Origin of the sequence: Lyngbya sp. CCY1209, assembly GCF_035615495.1 — a bacterium.
In the GTDB taxonomy this organism is placed as follows: domain Bacteria; phylum Cyanobacteriota; class Cyanobacteriia; order Cyanobacteriales; family Microcoleaceae; genus Limnospira.
In genome coordinates this window covers 1-16,585 of sequence record NZ_JAJENU010000252.1, presented here as the reverse complement: position 1 = coordinate 16,585, position 16,585 = coordinate 1, and the positions used below count along the sequence as shown (strand labels likewise).

14 protein-coding genes are annotated in these 16,585 nt (G+C 56.4%); 8 read left to right on the top strand and 6 right to left on the bottom strand.

Going from position 1 to position 16,585, the window contains the following annotated elements; all coding sequences use genetic code 11:
* Nucleotides 1-107: 107 nt before the first annotated feature.
* On the bottom strand, nt 108-512 hold the full coding sequence (locus LKE08_RS06805; RefSeq protein ID WP_375341405.1) for a VOC family protein: 405 nt from the start codon (nt 510-512) through the stop codon (nt 108-110).
* Nucleotides 513-827: 315 nt separating this feature from the next.
* Here LKE08_RS06805 and LKE08_RS06800 point away from each other — a divergent pair, with 315 nt between their 5' ends.
* The 4 genes from LKE08_RS06800 (at nt 828) to LKE08_RS06785 (ending at nt 4,313) form a co-directional block, all read left to right on the top strand.
* Nucleotides 828-1,439 (top strand): hypothetical protein, encoded by a 612-nt coding sequence (locus LKE08_RS06800; protein WP_324703452.1) that lies wholly within the window; start codon nt 828-830, stop codon nt 1,437-1,439.
* Nucleotides 1,440-1,756: 317 nt separating this feature from the next.
* Nucleotides 1,757-2,107 (top strand): hypothetical protein, encoded by a 351-nt coding sequence (locus LKE08_RS06795; protein WP_324703451.1) that lies wholly within the window; start codon nt 1,757-1,759, stop codon nt 2,105-2,107.
* A 160-nt stretch (nt 2,108-2,267) separates the two neighbouring features.
* Complete coding sequence (locus tag LKE08_RS06790; RefSeq protein WP_324703450.1) at nt 2,268-2,693, top strand: DUF1824 family protein; 426 nt, start codon at nt 2,268-2,270, stop codon at nt 2,691-2,693.
* Between the two features lie 615 nt (nt 2,694-3,308).
* Nucleotides 3,309-4,313, top strand: coding sequence for an RNA polymerase sigma factor, RpoD/SigA family (locus LKE08_RS06785; RefSeq protein WP_324703449.1), 1,005 nt, complete (start codon nt 3,309-3,311; stop codon nt 4,311-4,313).
* Nucleotides 4,314-4,443: 130 nt separating this feature from the next.
* Here LKE08_RS06785 and LKE08_RS06780 read toward each other — a convergent pair whose 3' ends face one another.
* A complete protein-coding gene (locus tag LKE08_RS06780; RefSeq protein WP_324703448.1) occupies nt 4,444-5,625 on the bottom strand; it encodes an MFS transporter in 1,182 nt (393 codons plus the stop codon).
* Nucleotides 5,626-5,874: 249 nt separating this feature from the next.
* Between LKE08_RS06780 and LKE08_RS06775 the strand changes: the two genes are divergently transcribed.
* Complete coding sequence (locus LKE08_RS06775; RefSeq protein ID WP_324703447.1) at nt 5,875-10,380, top strand: chemotaxis protein CheB; 4,506 nt, start codon at nt 5,875-5,877, stop codon at nt 10,378-10,380.
* Nucleotides 10,381-10,656: 276 nt separating this feature from the next.
* Nucleotides 10,657-11,517, top strand: a complete 861-nt coding sequence (locus LKE08_RS06770) for a PEP-CTERM sorting domain-containing protein (protein ID WP_324703446.1) — start codon at nt 10,657-10,659, stop codon at nt 11,515-11,517.
* 315 nt (nt 11,518-11,832) lie between these two features.
* Here the strand turns inward: LKE08_RS06770 and LKE08_RS06765 are convergent, their stop codons facing one another.
* The 3 genes from LKE08_RS06765 to hemH all read right to left on the bottom strand — a co-directional run bounded on the left by LKE08_RS06765 (nt 11,833) and on the right by hemH (nt 14,718).
* Entirely contained in the window at nt 11,833-12,522 is a 690-nt protein-coding gene (locus tag LKE08_RS06765; protein ID WP_324703445.1) for an urease accessory protein UreF, read from the bottom strand.
* Between the two features lie 446 nt (nt 12,523-12,968).
* Nucleotides 12,969-13,406, bottom strand: coding sequence for an urease accessory protein UreE (gene ureE / locus LKE08_RS06760; protein WP_324703444.1), 438 nt, complete (start codon nt 13,404-13,406; stop codon nt 12,969-12,971).
* A gap of 148 nt (nt 13,407-13,554) precedes the next feature.
* Nucleotides 13,555-14,718: a ferrochelatase gene (hemH, locus tag LKE08_RS06755; protein ID WP_324703443.1), complete on the bottom strand. Its 1,164-nt coding sequence runs from the start codon at nt 14,716-14,718 to the stop codon at nt 13,555-13,557.
* 103 nt (nt 14,719-14,821) lie between these two features.
* Between hemH and LKE08_RS06750 the strand changes: the two genes are divergently transcribed.
* Together LKE08_RS06750 and psaK are read left to right on the top strand one after the other, a co-directional pair.
* On the top strand, nt 14,822-15,478 hold the full coding sequence (locus LKE08_RS06750) for a class I SAM-dependent methyltransferase (RefSeq protein ID WP_324703442.1): 657 nt from the start codon (nt 14,822-14,824) through the stop codon (nt 15,476-15,478).
* 184 nt (nt 15,479-15,662) lie between these two features.
* The gene (gene psaK, locus LKE08_RS06745) at nt 15,663-15,911 is read left to right on the top strand and encodes a photosystem I reaction center subunit PsaK (protein ID WP_324703441.1); all 249 of its coding nucleotides are present in this window, start codon (nt 15,663-15,665) and stop codon (nt 15,909-15,911) included.
* Nucleotides 15,912-16,134: 223 nt separating this feature from the next.
* On the opposite strand, the gene LKE08_RS06740 is transcribed toward psaK, so the two are convergent.
* Nucleotides 16,135-16,353 (bottom strand): DUF2281 domain-containing protein, encoded by a 219-nt coding sequence (locus LKE08_RS06740; protein WP_324703440.1) that lies wholly within the window; start codon nt 16,351-16,353, stop codon nt 16,135-16,137.
* Between the last annotated feature and the right edge of the window lie 232 nt (nt 16,354-16,585).

Genomic DNA, 16,585 nt, shown 5'->3' with positions numbered 1-16,585 from the left:
GCAAATTTGATCGCTGCCGGCCTGCAAATTTGATCGCTGCCGGCCTGCAAATTTGATCGCTGCCGGCCTGCAAATTTTAACCCGTTTTTTCTAACTTTTATTAATCCTCAATTTTCGTAGATTTCCAAAGGTAAATTATCGGGATCTTTGAAAAAGGTGAATCGCTTGCCGGTGATTTCGTCGCGCCGGATCGGTTCGACAGGAACCCCTTTCGAGCAGAGGTCGGCGACGGAGCGATCTAAATTTTCCACAGCGAAAGCCAGGTGCCGCAAGCCGCAGGCTTCGGGAGAATCTGGCCGTCTGGGCGGGTTAGGAAATGAAAACAGTTCGATGCGATCCGCGACAGCGCACCTATCGCCGTCCCCCACTTGCAAATCTAATTTATAAGAATTTCGCGCCTCTCTGAAGGTTTCTTCGATGACCGAAAATCCCAAGATATTGACATAAAAGTGTTTGGATTTTTCGTAGTCCGAACAAATGATCGCCACGTGATGAATTTTGCTGACCTGCACGCCATCGCCCCCTTGACTCAAATCTCAATTTCATAGTATAGCTATCAGCAGTCGGCTTTCGGCAATCGGCACGGTGAATCACCCGCGATCGCGAGGGTTCGGGATTGGGTGGTGTCCAGACCGTTCCGGCGATCGCCCGCCGCCATACATCGGGAATCGGAAGCCGAAGTCCAAACAATTAATGATCAATTATCAATGATTTCGCGCCAAACTCTACAGATAGAGTTATCATGGGTTAGTTATTCCCCCCAAACCGCTAGATGTGGACATCGGGGGGACCGTTGGCATTCCCGAATCTAGGTGTTCCGAATCACTATGGCTGAAACATTGATCACATCCGGCGCGATCGACCCGACCCAGTGGCCTCTGGCTCGCGTTTGGTTGGAAGTTTCCACCGCTCTGGGTGTCGCCCCCCGGACGATCGATCGATTGGAGTTTTGGCGGCACCAAATCTGGGTTAAACTGGTAGACGGCAGGGCGACCCTGGTTAGTTTTCGCGCCCTACCCCTGTGGACCGAACAGGGACTCGAAGCCGTCCAACGCTGTTGCGATCGCCCGAGCCTCGACCGCCTGGGGGACATTTTCAGCACCGAAATCGCACGTTACGGGAAGCACTACAGCTCCGAGACACTCGAGCAGTGGCGAAGGGCCTGGGGGCAACGCGCCCAACAACTCAGAGCGAAAGCGATCCGTCAAGCCCAAGAAGAAGAGCGTCTCAAACCGATCCGCGATCGCCAGCAAGCCTGTCAACAGTGGCGAGAAAGCTGGCGCACCGTCCTCCAACACTGCCGGAGCCTGGAGTTCCTCGACACCTTGGCCCCGGAACTCGAACGCCAAATCCAAGACTTCTCCGATCTGGCGGAAGGACAGACGGCCATGCAACTGTGGCACGACCGTCGCCGGGAACTGATCCAGGCGACCGCATAAATCGGGTCTTCTCGATTTGTCCGTCGCCGACTCTGGATTGGACATCCTCCCCTGCCTAAAGGCGAGGGGATTCCTCCCCACGCCCACCTTTTGGGTCGGTCGCTTTCGGGGGGTTGACGTTTCTTCAGGACTGCTATCCGAAATGGAATAGTCTGACGTTCCCTCCGCGTCCGTTTTAAGTCTCGGAATGCCCTCCCGCGACTGTGTGTATGGCTCGATTGATCAAGTTCGGCGCCCGCGCCGCCCTTGTCCCGCGTGTATGGCCCCGTTACGATACACTTAACGAAGTCGATACAAAACTTAAAGGAGGTGACATCATGATGAAGCAAGAACAGACGAAATGCAAAATTGTTCAACTTGCCGAGGGTGTATTCGTTTCAACTCCGATCGAAGAATTCTGTATTCCCGCCCTGCGATCGGGATTCTCCGGATATCCCATCAATCCCCGCTGGAATGGTGTTAAAGTCTGCGCCTGGAAAACCGGGCGCCAGATGCGCGACGCCCTGTCCCGGGGTGAGATGACGGTGCGGACGACGGATTCGATGTTGGTTTGCGCCGAGGACGCGACGGAACCGGAATCCCCCGAACCCGCCGGTTCGTCCCAAAAATCGGGATTGATGTTTTCTGGACTGATTCGCCATAAAAAACGGGAGTGGACACTCGCTTGATTGACAGATGAACGGGGGCGGTCCGAAGCCGTCCCCAATTGTCTCCCCCGTTCCGGCGGTTCGATTCACATCCTGGGGAAGGTTCGCGATCGCCCCCGCTCCGATACAATAAACGGGGAAACCAACCAACCAACCAACCAACCTTTCGAGCCCATTCCCCATGTCACCTCAACCATCCGCCGAACTGAGCGTCACCGAAGCCCAAACCCTCCTCGATCGCTTCACCTGCGCCGATCTCACCGCCTCCCCGTCCCCGGAAGATCCGGCGGCGGTCCGTCAGGCGTTGCTCCTTGTCGCCCGAGAATCCGAATATCAGATGTTAGGCCTGTGCGCCGACTCTCGGGAGGCAGCTTTGAAGGCTCTACAAGACTATTTACCCGCCTTGGGTTACGCGACTCCCGTCGATCCCGCCGCCGTCCCAGACATTGAAGGGCCCGTTTACGTCAAATTCAACGGTCGCAGCGAGACGTACCACGCCAGCGCCTACCCGGAAAAGTACCGGGGCGTTTTGGTGTCCTGCCAGTCCTCCGACGCCGATGGCGTCAACGGCACCTACGGACACTTTCCCCTGGACCTGTTCGCCTGAGTCGGTTTTTCAGAACGGAACGGCTTCCGGGTTCCATCCGTCAACCGGGCTAGTCCGATGGGAGGAAAAATGCGGTGGCGGCGTAGAAACTCGGAAAAATGGTTCGGCGATCTCCCCATTGCGGGGGTGTTCAAGTCGAGGAATTTCGGGGCATTATAGTAATGCGCCGTCGAAAATTGCTACAATAGAAATTTTCTCGGTTACGCCTTGACCTAGACTGAACCGTATGGCATAATATGAAGAGATGTAAACTTGTCTCAGTCTAAAATTGGCATCTGGACTGGACTCGGAGCAGATAGCCAGACCGGTCGGAGCATCAGAGATGAAGGTTGTGAGTAATTGGGAAGACTCAATTTGTAGGTGAGTCTGCGGATCTCGAAAAAGGGAGATCTCCACGTTGAGCTAGGACACCGAAGACCTCGTAGCGGCTGACAGGGGGAGCGATCGGGCGCTCCCATATCAGGAGAAGAGAATCCACTATCAGGCAGGGCTTTCGACTAACGCACCATATTGAGAGGGAGGGTAAATTGACGATCCTGACATTCGATCTCACTCCGGGTGAGTGGGGCGGGTCGCTACAAGTTTACGAGCTGTTTAGGGAGGGTAACATTGACTATGGCAACTGCTAAGACCAACACCAAAAAAACTCAATCCACGTCGCGGAATTCCCGTCCGAGTGTCTCAATGGATGCGGTGCGGACTTACCTGCACGAAATCGGCCGGGTGCCGCTGCTGACGCGGGAACAGGAAATCGTGTTTGGCAAACAGGTGCAGCAGATGATGAGTTTGTTGGAGGTCCGGGACACCCTGGCCGAGAAACTCGATCGCGACCCCAGCGATGAAGAGTGGGCCCAGGCCGCGGAAATCAGCGAGGCGGAACTCACCGAAGCCCTGAACAAGGGCCGCCGCGCCAAACAGAAGATGATCGAGGCCAACTTGCGCCTGGTGGTGTCCATCGCCAAGAAATACCAGAAGCGCAATATGGAATTCTTGGACCTGATCCAAGAGGGAACCCTGGGCCTGGAGCGGGGGGTCGAGAAATTTGACCCGATGCGGGGATACAAATTCTCCACCTACGCCTACTGGTGGATTCGTCAGGCCATCACCCGGGCGATCGCCCAGAACTCCCGCACCATCCGCCTGCCCATCCACATCACGGAAAAACTGAATAAAATCAAGAAAGTTCAGAGAGATCTGGTTCAGCAGTACGGTCGCAACCCGACCCCCGCCGAAATCGGCAAAGCCCTGGATCTCGAACCGTCTCAAATTCGGGATTACCTGCTGGCCTCCCGCCACCCGGTTTCCCTCGACCTGCGCGTTGGGGACAACCAGGATACGGAACTGCAAGATCTCCTCGAAGATGAATCGGCGTCAGCCGATATCTACGTCACCCAAGAACTGCTGCGCCAGGATCTCAAAAGCCTGATGGCCGACCTGACGCCCCAGCAGCGGGAAGTGCTGACCCTGCGCTACGGCCTCAACGACGGGAAAGAAATGTCCCTGTCCAAAGTCGGGGTGCAGATGAACATCAGCCGCGAACGGGTGCGCCAGTTGGAAAACCAGGCCCTCAACCACCTGCGGCGCCGCAAAGCCCAGGTTCGGGAATATCTGGCCAGCTAACACCATCGACCCGGTTTCCTCCAGGAAACCGGGTTTTGTTTTTAGGGAGTCGGGAATTGAAATCGCTTTTCTATCCCCCCACCCTCGAATTCCGATCTAAAATCTGCGTAAATCTGCGTAATCTGCGGATTTATACCCTAATTTTCATCAAACAAATCCCCCCGGCAACCCAAAAGAAAATGCCGCTCATCGCCAACGCCAAATCCAGGGAATAGGCATCCGAAATCCAGCCGATCGCGGGTCCGATCGCGGCAAAACACAGCCGAAAAGCAAAACTATTAATTGATAATACCGTCGCCCGCCGGAAAGAAGCGACTTGGCGGTTGAGGAGGGTCAAAATTAACGGCGATCGCAGTCCCCGGGCGAAATAGATCGTCGCCACGAAAATCACTCCCCAGGGGTGGTGAATCGCCGCCAGCAAACCGTAGGAGCCCGCCAGCACCGCCAGCATCAGCCACAGCGCCCCTTTGACGCCCAAAAGGTGCGAAATGGGGGTCGCCAGCAGCGCAGACCCGCTCAAGACCCCGTGAAAGGCCGCCCAGGCTACGCCGAACCCCCCCACGGGGAGGCCCCGATCGCCCATGTAGGCCTGGGACAGCCACACGATCGCGAAGGTACCCGCCGAGACGATCGCGCCCAGGGCGATGGGCCAGCGGACGGTTTTTCGGGTCGCCGTCCATTTCAGGGTGTCCCGCAGTTCCCCCCACCCCCCGACGGCGGCGGACCGGTGGCGGGGGGGTTCGGACAGGGTGAAAGCCAGGGCGACGTAAGTTAAAATGCACAGGGTTTGCAGGTAAAACGGATAGCGCAAATTCGCCGCGGCCACCGCCGCCCCCACCAGGCCGCAGACGGCCTCCGAAAGACCCGCGATCGCCCCCAGACGCCCCTCGAATCGGCCGTATTCCCCCTCCCTGTCCAGGGCCGACAGGCTGTCGAAGGCCAACGCCACATCCGCGCCGGAAATCAAACTCGCGGCCAGTCCCGACAGGGCCTCCGCGATCGCGAACCAGACAAAATCCCCCAAAAAACAGTAGGGAAGCAAGGAGACAACCCAAATCATTCCCCCCCAAATTAACGAGACTTTTCGCCCGAATACGTCCGCGAAATAACCGGAGGGGATTTCAAAAACAAAGATAGAAATTGATAAAATGGTTTTCAGTAAAATTGCCTGCTCCAGAGACAGCCCGTGATGTTGGTAAAATAACACCACCGTCGGGATGGGAAACCAGGCGAATTCCAGCCCCCGCAGGACGGACAATTTCCACAAGTTTGATCGCGGGGACGGGGACGGAGCGGGGCGGGTCTGTTTCATTTAACGCGGGTGTAGGGTGTAGGGTGTGGGGAAAGTGAAAAATGAAAAATGAAAAATGAAAAATGAAATTTTTTTGATTTGTTATTCCGCTTCCTCCGCTTGACCGTTGCCTCCCTCCGCTTCCCGAGAAGGACAGGATACCGCAAATCGGGGCCGTCCGTTCCCGAAAATCGCCCGAATTCTTCCTTAAGATTGATAGCCGAAACAGATAATTGGATATAAACTGCGATCGCGACTTTCAGAGGCTAAATGACAAGTTCCAACCCTCCCGCCCCCGACGACAGATTCTTTATCATTGGTATCGGCGCTTCCGCCGGGGGCATCCAGGCTCTCGAAACCTTTTTCGGCAACCTCCCCGACAATCCCAACGGCGCCTTTGTGGTCGTCGGGCACCTCGCGCCGGACCGCCGCAGTATGCTGCCAGAAATCTTGCGGCGGCGGACGTCGATGCCCGTCCACGAAATCGAAAATCGGATGGTGGTGGAACCGGCCCGCGTCTACGTCATTCCTCCCGGCAAAACCCTCCACCTCGAAGACCGACACCTGCGGTTGGAAGACCGGGGCGAGGTGCGCGGCTATCCGATCGACCGCTTTTTCCGGTCGCTGGCGGAGATTTGGGGAAATCGGAGCGTCGCGCTGTTGCTGTCGGGGTCGGGGAACGACGGGACCGTTGGGTTGCAAGCCATCAGCCGTGCCGGCGGCGTCGCCTTCATCCAGTCCCCCGAGACGGCGGAGTTCACCAGTATGCTGACCAGCGCCATCCCCTCCGGCCTGGTGGACGAGATTTTGTCCCCCGAAGACCTGGCCCGGGCCGTTTTTGAACTGATCCGATTTTCAGATAATTTCTCTGTGCCGAAATCCGAAAAGGAAGAAGCTCTCCCCCCGGAGATACTCGAAGCCATTTTGCAGATCTTGGAAGAGCGGGAGACGATCGACTTTTCCCACTACAAAACCAGCACCTTGAGGCGACGCATCCGCCACCGCTGCGCCCTGACCCGCCAGGAGAGCATGGAAGCGTACATCGACCACCTGCGGGAGTCGGAAGAGGAGCAAAAACTCCTGCGGCAGGACTTGCTGATCGGGGCGACCTGCTTTTTCCGAGACTCGGAAGCCTGGGAGGTGTTGAAAACGGACGTCTTGTCCCGGCAGATCGCCAAACTTCAGCCCCAGCAGCAGTTGCGGATCTGGGTTTCCGCCTGCGCGACGGGGGAAGAGGCCTACTCGATGGCGATCGCGGTGGATGAGGTGATCCGGGACGCCGGCAAACCCGTCCAGGTGAAGATCTTCGCCACCGATATCGATGCCGACGCCCTGGAAGTGGCAGCCAACGGAATTTACGGGCGAAACATCGCCAACGAGGTTTCGCGGGGGCGGTTAGAGCGATATTTCGACCGGCGGGGCGACGGCTATCAGGTGAAGCGATCGCTGCGGGAGATGCTGATCGTCGCCCCCCACGACCTCACCAAAAATGTCGGCTTTTCTAAAATGCACGTGGTCAGTTGCCGCAACGTCCTGATCTATATGCAGCCCCACCTACAGCAGCGGGTTCTGGGGCTGCTGCACTTCGCCCTCATCCCCCAAGGCACGCTATTTTTGGGGAGTTCCGAAACCTTGGGAGAGCTGGCCTCGGAGTTCAACGCCCTGCATCCGAGGTGGAAAATTTATCAGAAACAGCAGAACGCCCAGTTGTCCCTCACCCCCATCTCCCGGCAACCCCTGGTCGCGCCCTTCGGGTCCTTCATCCGCCCCAAACGCCAACAGCAGCAATTCGACCGCCTGCTCGGCTCGGTGTTCGACCTGTGCCTGAACGACCGCCGGATCACCTGTCTGCTGTGCGATTTCAACAACAAACTGCTCCGCATCTTCCACAACTCGGCCCGACTGATGGAATTCCCCGTCGGAGAGGCCAATTTGGAGGTCGCGGAACTCGTCCACCCGGCTTTGAAACTGCCGCTGAGTACGGCCGTGCACCGCAGCAAGCGCGATCGCCAACCCGTCCTCTACACCGGCATCAAGTTGAGTCGCGACGGGGAGGAACTCAGCGTCACGATGCGGGTCGCCCCCGCGACCGCCGAGCGCAACAACGGCGAACATCTCGTCATCGTCTTGGAGGTCGAAGTCCGGGGAACCCCGTCCCCGAACGCCCCCCGGTTCGACGCGCAAGGAGAAGCCGCCCGACACATCGCGGAGTTGGAATACGAGCTGCAGCAGACCCGGGAAAACCTGCAGGTTGTTATCGAAGAGTTGGAAACCTCCAACGAAGAGCAGCAGGCGATGAACGAGGAGCTGCTGGCTTCCAACGAGGAGTTGCAGAGCACCAACGAAGAGCTGCAGTCCGTCAACGAAGAACTCTACACCGTCAACTCGGAATATCAAATCAAAATTCAGGAACTCACCCAACTCAACAACGACATCGACAACCTGATCCGCAGCACCGATATCGGCGTGATCTTCCTCGACGCCGACCTCAACATCCGCAAGTTCACCCCCGCCGCCACCCGGCTTTTCAACATCAAAATCACCGACATCGGCCGTCCGCTCACGGATTTGACCAACAACCTCGACTCTCCGGATTTGGTGGAGATTTTGCAGCGGGTCAACCAATTTAAGCAACCTCACGAGCAGCAGGTGGAAAGCGACGGGGCGAGCCGTTACATTTTGATGCGGGTCAACCCCTACTCCAAGGAGGGGGTGACGGATGACGGCATCGTGATCAGCTTCGTCAATATCGACGACCTGAAGCAGACCGAGCATCGGCTCGAGCAGAGCAACGAAATGCTCGAACGGCTCTACGAGATTAGCCCGGTAGGCCTGTGCTTGCAAGACCGGGACCTGAAGTTTTTGCGGGTGAACCGGGCCCTGGCCGACATCCACGGGGTTTCCGTCGGGGAACACCTCGGCCGACCCCTGCGGGACGTGGCTCCGGATCTGGCCGGTCGCGTCGAACCCCTGCTGCGGCGGGTCGTGGAAACCGGGGAGCCGGTCTACAACACCGTGATCCGGGGCCGGACTCCCGCGACGGGCGATCGGGAGCGGTTCTGGATGGCGAGTTACTATCCCGTGGATTTCCTCGAAGATGGCAGCCGCGGCGTCGGGTCGGTGGTGGTGGAAATCACCGATCGCGTCCAAGCCGAACAAGCCCTGCGGGTGAGCCGGCGACAGTTGCAAGAGGCCCAGCGACTCGCGAAAATCGGCAGTTGGGAACTCGAACGGCCCGACGGCCGGGATTGGGCGGGCATCCGGCCCACCTGGTCCGACGAATTGTTCCAGATCTACCGACTGGACCCCCGGTCGGAACCGCCCCCCTTCGCCGAGTTTTTGCTGTACCACCTCCCCGAAGATCGGGAGACGCTCCGGGAGTTGCTCGACCGCCTGTTCGTCCGGGGAATCCCGTTCAGCGCCGATGTCAAATTTCAGCGCTCGGAGGATGAGATGGGGTACGTGAACCTGATCGGGCAGGCGATCCGCAATCCGGCGGGGGAGATCGCCAAACTCTACGGCACCGTCATGGATGTCACGGAGCGGAAGCGGAGCGAGCAGGAGATCGTGCGCCAAAATCAGGCGTTGGAGGAGGCGATCGCGATCGCCCAGGCCGCCGACTCCGCCAACCGGGCGAAAACCGAGTTTTTGGCCAACATGAGCCACGAAATTCGCACCCCCATGAACGCGATCCTGTCGTCCAGCCAGCTTTTGCAGCGGATGATGTCCGGCCGGCAAGAGTATCAAAATATTTTGCGGATCTTGCTCACCAACGGCACCCGGTTGCTGGCGTTGATTGACGACATTTTGGATCTGTCCCGGCTCGAATCCCGGCAACTGCGGCTCGAACGCCGCCGCTTTGACCTCCGGGCCGACATCATCGCACCCCTGGCTGAGATCTTTCTCCCCCAAGCCCGGGCTAAAACTTTGGAGCTCGAATTTCACCTCGACCCCGACATACCCCGGCAGTTGTCCGGCGACGACTTCCGCCTCCAGCAAGTCCTTAACAACCTGATCGGCAACGCCATCAAATTCACCGAGACAGGCCGAATCGCTGTCAACGTCGTGTGTCCGTCCGAGCCGCCCCCCGGCGGGTCCCCGATAGTCCTGCTCTTCAGCGTCCGGGATACGGGGATTGGCATCGACCCGCAGACCCGCGATCGCCTGTTTGAGCCCTTCACCCAGGCCGACAGTTCCACCACCCGCCAATTCGGGGGCACCGGGCTGGGCCTGACCATCTGCCGCCGCATCGTGGAGTTGATGGGGGGAGAGATCGGCGTCAACAGCACCCCCGGGCGGGGATCGACGTTTTGGTTGAAAGTCCCCTTCGACCTCGCCGATGCCGCCGCTTCCCCCGGGGAACCGCAACTCACGGAAGCGCCCCCGCCGCCTCCGGCCCCGAGTTCCGCCCAAATCCTGATCGTCGAAGACCACCCGGACAACCGCGAAATTTTGGTCCTGCTTCTCGAAAGTATCGGCTACCGGCCCGATGCGGTGGGCGGCGGCCGGGAGTGTTTGGATCGGGTCGCCCAGCAGGACTACGACATCATCCTCATGGATTGCCAGATGGCGGGTTTGGACGGCTACGAGACGACCCGTCGCCTGCGGGAACTCGAGGGGGACCGGAGGCACACGATTGTTGTTGCCGTCACCGCCCACGCCATGAAGGGCGATCGCGAAAAGTGCCTGGAAGCCGGCATGGACGACTACATGAGCAAACCGATCATGGAAGAGGATCTGGCCCGGATGGTGGAGAAGTGGGTGCCGCGGGAGTGATGGTTTTGGGGGCGGAGGAGGTGGAGGAAGCGGAGGGGGGATGATTTGTGCGTGTATTTTCCGATGTCGGGCGATCGCATGAATTGAACCGACTCCGTATTTTCACTGAATTTAGGGTTCAATTTTTAAAGATTTTATACCAGAAAAAATGTTTAAAAATCAACAAGTTTTGATTTAAGAAACTTTTACACAAACCGACGGATTTATGATGGCAACTTTACAAGAAAATTGTTAGGGTTGAATTGTCAAAGTCGAGATACCCAGAGGTTTAACCCCATGAAATCCAACTATTTAAAAACTTTATTCGGAAGTGCGATCGCCACCACCTGCCTGATTTCCGCCACCGGCGGCGCGGCCCAAGCCGGACAATTCTACAACAACTGGAATTACAGCATCGATTCCTTTACCGACGGTTCCGGCGGCGAAGCGTACAATATCCGGGGCATGGCGACGATGGAAACCTCGGACAGCATTTGGGTCGCCCTGACGGGCGGAATGCCCCTAGAAGGCGATTCTAACTGGCGGGCAGCCGACGATAATATCGGTTGGGGCGACTTATTCTTCAACTTCACCGGAGACGGTTTCCAAACCGCCAGCGATAATAACGCCCTGTTTGGCGTCCGCTTTGCCGGAACCAATGACTCCGGTGCCGCGACGACGGGGGTTTATGCCGGAGTTGGCGCCGCCGGTGTCGCCAGCAGCAATGCCGGATACAACAGCCTCCGACATTACTACAACAGCGGATATAACCGCACCAACACGATGGGAACCGACATCGCCACCAAAGCCGAAGCCTTCAACTACTTCGGCAAAACAACTCCCGTCCTCAACGTCATCGCCTCCGGCGAACGGGTTGGCGATATCGCGATGCAAAGTCAAAACGCACTGACAGCCGCCGGCTTGGATTTCGGCAACTTCGGGGCCTCTGGAAATCATACCATCGGCTTCAGCTTCGACAAATCCCTCATCGCCAGCGGAGACTACATGGCCAGCCTGTTCCTGGAATGCGCGAACGACGGGGTTGCCCTCGCCGGACACGCCACCGAACCCGTCCCCGAACCCGCCACCGCCGCCGGTTTGGCGTTCCTCGGCCTGACGTTCCTCGGTGGCAAACTCCGCCGGCGTCGGGATGCCTAGAAGCTCGAAATTTAGACTGACCTGTCTCTCCGAAATTTACCGACCCGGTTTCCTCGAAGGAAGCCGGGTTTTTTTGGCAACGATTCATATCAAGTCCGTTTGAATAGTTACACAATCGTTGGAGAAAAGGCAAGAGGCAAGAGGCAAGAGGTAAGAGGCAAGAGGCAAGAGGCAAGAGGCAAAAGTTTGAAGCCGCTTCAGAAGATGGCGAAACCCAGGAATCATAACTGTTTTAGGGGACATGATATCATATAGCAACGGACAGAACGGTTGGGACATTTGCGGGTGCCTGAACGGTGACTGCTGATTGCTATATCAACTGCGAAAGAGGCGGGTATATTGGACTTCGTGAGCCATACTCGCCAAGGACAACCCCCAGCTACAGCTCGCCAAATCGTCGTCTTTCAAAAGCAATATTTCTTCGGCGACTTCGGCGATGGTTTTGTTGGATTTGAACAATAACTTTTGTCCGACGGTTTGCCCCAAGGGAATCAGTTTCACCCCCGCCCCGATCGCGTGACTGGTCCAACTCTGCAAGTATCCCAGCAACGCCATTTTTTCGTCGAGGTTCCAATTCGCCGCCCCCACCCCGAAGGCGATCGCATAATTGCAGGGTTTGCCAATTGTCGTCAATGCCACCTTGAGGGGAGAATCGGAATTTGCCGCCTCCGAAACGCTTTCCAATTCCAATAATAATCCCCATAGCGAATTTCCCATCTGCCAACTTTGCTGGCGCAATTCCGAGGTTTCCTTGGCCGCACTTAACCACTTATTCCAAGTAGATAAACCCGAAAAATCCCGTTTTTTAAAACCGCGAAACGCCCTCACCATCACCGCCGCCTCCATCCGAACCGCCCCAATTTGTAACTCTTGAAGCAGCCAATAAAACAGGGAATCATCGTCCGCGATCGCCCCCCTTTCCACCAGGGTTTCCAACCCCTCAGAATAACTGTAGGCGCCCAGCGGCAACGTCGGACTCGAAAGTTGCAACAATCCCAGAATCACAGTAATTTCTTCTCCTATCCGTCGGAAATTTTAGATTTTAGATTTTAGATTTTAGATTCCCCGATGGGGGAGGAGTTAGGAGTTATATTATATCAAATCCGGTTGAATGCCCGGAAAAAAACGGGTTGGATATCGAGACCGCTTGGGAATCAATTCCCAAGCTAACAGCTCAAATCATCGGTCGATGATTGGGGAGTTTGTGTGACTAAAGAACCGGATCTGATATAACAACTGACAAGGGGGTTAGGACACAATTACTCCAACCGAGTCCACTTGAGTGGACTTCTGCTATGAGCCTTGAAATTCATTTCAAGGCGGGTCTAAAATAGGCCGATCTGTCCCAACCGTTCTGTCGATCGCTATATTAGGAGTGAGAAATTTCTCTTTCCTCTTTCCTCTTTTCTCTTTCCTCCCTACACCCTACACCCTACACCCTACACCCTTTCTCAATGTGAATGTCCGTAGGCGCCTTTTTCCGGATAAAAAGGGGCGATTTCTTGTTTGACATTCAACCCCAACTGAACCAGCAAATCGGCCAACACCGGATCGGGATGTAACCGCAAATACCGGGGTTTAATTTCCAGGGGGACGTGACGATTTCCCAGGTGATAGGCGGCGCGGATCAGGTCGAATTCGGAGGATGCCGTCACCGTCATGACCGGTTCCGGTTTGGCGATGATACACAACACTTCTTCCCCCGTTTCAGAAACCAAGCGATCACCGTCTCCGAGTTCCACCCCCCGAGGCAGACACACCGCAATGCGATCGCCGTCGGGGAGTTGGAGGTGTTGCCGGGTTTTGGTGCGTTCTTCCGCCGTCAGCGCGATCGTCGAGTCGGGGATGCGATCGGCATCCGGCGACAATTTTCCCGTAAAAGTCAGCATGGAAAATCCGAAGGATGTGGGATATTCTCAATTGTAGGGGCGAATGGCATTCGCCCTCTGATTTCGTCCTCTGATTTCGCCCTCTGATTTCGCCCTCTGATTTCCAATCTTTCCCGACTCCCGACTCCCGACTCCCGACTCCCCAAATTCACAGCAAGCCGACGAAGTGCAGCGGACCCTGACCCGCGATCAGTTCCACGATCACCGCCACGATGCCGATCATCGCCAGTCGCCCGTTCCAGACCTCCGCCGCCGTCGTCATACCCCACTCCCAACGCTCCTGGGGATACATCTTCATCTTCTTGTCGGGACGGACGACTTCGGAGAAGTGGATGTGGGGCCGGTTCAACGACTCCACCACCAGAGCGGCGAGATCCTCGATGAAGCCAGGATGGGTGTTGAGGGCCGGAACCCGGTAGAAATTCTTGATGCCCGACTCCTCCGCCAGTTCCCGATATTCCATATCGATTTCTTGCAGGGTTTCGATGTGTTCGGACACGAAGCTGATGGGGACCACCAACAGATCCTCGACCCCCTGCTGGGCGAGTTCCGGAATCGCCTCTTCGGTGTAGGGTTTCAGCCACTCGACGGGGCCGACCCGACTTTGGTAGGCGAGGGTGTGGGAGTTGGGACGGTTGAGGGTGTTCACAATCGCCTCGGTGCAGGCCTCGATCTCTTGCTGGTAGGGGTCGCCGGCCTCCTCGACGTAGCTGAGGGGGACGCCGTGGGCGCTGAAGAACAGGTGAACCTTGTCTGGGTTGGGGTGGTGGTCGAGTTCCTGGGCGATCAGTTGCGCCATCGCCTGCTGGTAGCCCGATCGCTCGTACCAGGACGGGATGACGGTATAATTGATCTTTTGCAGGGCCGGGTCTGTTTCCCAGATCCGCTCCAGGAGTCGGAAGCTCGATCCGCTGGTGCTGATGGAGAATTGCGGGTACAGCGGGAGGATCACCAGTTCCTCGATGCGATCGCGCTTAATTTTAACTAGGGCCTCTTCGGTGAAGGGGTGCCAGTAGCGCATCCCGATGTAGACCTGGACATCGTGTCCCCGTTCCTGCAATTTTTGTTGCAGCGCGGCGGCCTGTTCCTCCGTAATTTTGCGTAACGGGGAGCCACCGCCGATTTCTTTGTAGTTTTCCTGGGATTTCGTGTAGCGCAGGGTCGAAATCATCCAGGCCAGGGGTTTTTGTAGCCAGGTGAATGGCAGCCGAATAATTTCGGGATCGGAAAATAAATTGTACAGGAAGGGGCGGACGTCCTCCAATTGTTCGGGTCCGCCCAGGTTTAGTAGTAAGACTCCAACTCGTCCCATGGCGCTTAATCGATTCCCAGACTCTAATTTTTGTTACTCATTTTAACAATATATCCTGTTGGGTGAGGCAAAGTCGATAGCAAAACTCTCGAAACCTTGATTTATGGCAACTTTTTTAAGACCTCTGAGTTACCGCTACCAGTGGCTCTACGACGGCATTTCCCGCCTCGCCGCCCTCGGCGTGGGGGGGGAAGCCCGATTTCGCCATCTGGCCCTGGAGGGGCTGGAAATCGCGCCGGATGCCCGGGTTTTGGACCTGTGCTGCGGCAGCGGACAGGCCACGGCCGTTCTCGCACAGTATTCTCAACAGGTGACGGGGTTGGATGCCTCGCCGCGATCGCTCGATCGGGCGAGACGGAACGTCCCGGAAGCGGACTATGTGGAGGCATTCGCCGAGGAAATGCCCTTTCCCGAGGGGAGCTTCGATTTGGTGCACACGAGCGCCGCTCTGCACGAGATGGCACCGGAGCAGTTGAGAATGATTGTAGCGGAAGTGTACCGGGTTCTCAAGCCCGGGGGTATTTTTGCCCTGGTGGATTTCCATCGCCCCACCAATCCCCTGTTTTGGCCGGGGGTGGTGGCGTTTCTGTGGCTGTTTGAGACGGAGACGGCTTGGCAGTTGATTCGGGCGGATTTGGGGGGTTTGTTGGCAGAGGCGGGGTTCGAGGTGGGGGATTCGCCCTCGGGGGAGAACCCGCCGCGGCATTGCCTCCACGCGGGCGGCAGTTTGCAGGTGATTCAGGCAATCAAGGGGGTCTGAAGGGAGTTGTCGCTTTCCCGACTCCCGACTCCCGCGCTTTATGAGTCGTATTTTAACGAATATGACTGAATATTAAGCTTTGCTACGGTTTGATGAAGGTGCGAGCTTTTGTGATAGAAGGTTGAACTTAAAGATGCTAAAGTTTTTCAATTCTGTCCAACTTTTTTAGATTAGGAGAAGTCCCTTGATCGATTCAATTTTGGTTTTAGCGGCTGCGACGACCACCTCTTGGGGTCCGAGTATTGCGATCGTGATGGTGATCTGTAATGTGTTGGCGATCGCGATCGGTAAGTTCACTATCCAACAGCAGACTGTCGGCGCCTCCACCCCCATCGCGGGAATGAGTGCGGGTGCTGTGGTGGGCAGCATTTGCTTGGGCCACATCCTCGGCGCCGGCGTCATTTTGGGACTGGCTAACGTGGGCGTCCTTTAAGTCGGTTTTGATGCCGCACCGCTTTTGTTCCGGGTTTCCGGGGCGGCGGTGCGGTTTTTTTTAGAAGGGTTCACCACAGAGGCACAGAGGACACAGAGGGGGGGTTTGTCCTAATTAGATCGTCTGATTTTGGCTTTCATGGGAGTATAGAAAGGTGATTTGGGCGATCGCAACTTGGGATCGTCAGCTAGAAACCATAATAATGTATGAGTGTCAAGTAGCATTACATATAATCCTTCAAATCTTCGAGAGGCTCGTCAAAATCCTCCGCCATGCGAATTTTTCCCTTCAGTAGTCCGGCTTGTCGCTTTTTCTGTTGCGGTTCGGACTCGACTTTTTTCTCTGCATACCGTTCTGACAAAAATTCAATATAGTGAAGTACCTCGACTTTCAGAGACTCGGGCAATGCCTCTAATTTTTCTAAAATTGCAGATTTAAGCATCGGTTTTTCTCCTTTTTATTATTATAATGCGATCGCACCCTTTTAAATCAATCGGGGCGTATGGTATACGCCCCGACAAAAATGCGATCGCTCGTTTATGCTTTATGCGTTAAATGGAGGCGATCGCCAAATTTTCAGGGTGCGATCGCTTCAATTTTCATCTCGCGTCGGGGGAATATCACATCAGGGCGTATGCCATACGCCCCTACAAAAATGCGATCGCTCGTTTGGG

Coding starts and splice junctions, on each gene's coding strand:
- LKE08_RS06800 (WP_324703452.1), top strand. CDS start 828: ATGGCTGAAACATTGATCACATCCGGCGCGATCGACCCGACCCAGTGG.
- LKE08_RS06750 (WP_324703442.1), top strand. CDS start 14,822: ATGGCAACTTTTTTAAGACCTCTGAGTTACCGCTACCAGTGGCTCTAC.
- ureE (WP_324703444.1), bottom strand. CDS start 13,406: ATGCTGACTTTTACGGGAAAATTGTCGCCGGATGCCGATCGCATCCCC.
- hemH (WP_324703443.1), bottom strand. CDS start 14,718: ATGGGACGAGTTGGAGTCTTACTACTAAACCTGGGCGGACCCGAACAA.
- LKE08_RS06775 (WP_324703447.1), top strand. CDS start 5,875: ATGACAAGTTCCAACCCTCCCGCCCCCGACGACAGATTCTTTATCATT.
- LKE08_RS06795 (WP_324703451.1), top strand. CDS start 1,757: ATGATGAAGCAAGAACAGACGAAATGCAAAATTGTTCAACTTGCCGAG.
- LKE08_RS06785 (WP_324703449.1), top strand. CDS start 3,309: ATGGCAACTGCTAAGACCAACACCAAAAAAACTCAATCCACGTCGCGG.
- LKE08_RS06790 (WP_324703450.1), top strand. CDS start 2,268: ATGTCACCTCAACCATCCGCCGAACTGAGCGTCACCGAAGCCCAAACC.
- LKE08_RS06780 (WP_324703448.1), bottom strand. CDS start 5,625: ATGAAACAGACCCGCCCCGCTCCGTCCCCGTCCCCGCGATCAAACTTG.
- LKE08_RS06770 (WP_324703446.1), top strand. CDS start 10,657: ATGAAATCCAACTATTTAAAAACTTTATTCGGAAGTGCGATCGCCACC.
- LKE08_RS06740 (WP_324703440.1), bottom strand. CDS start 16,353: ATGCTTAAATCTGCAATTTTAGAAAAATTAGAGGCATTGCCCGAGTCT.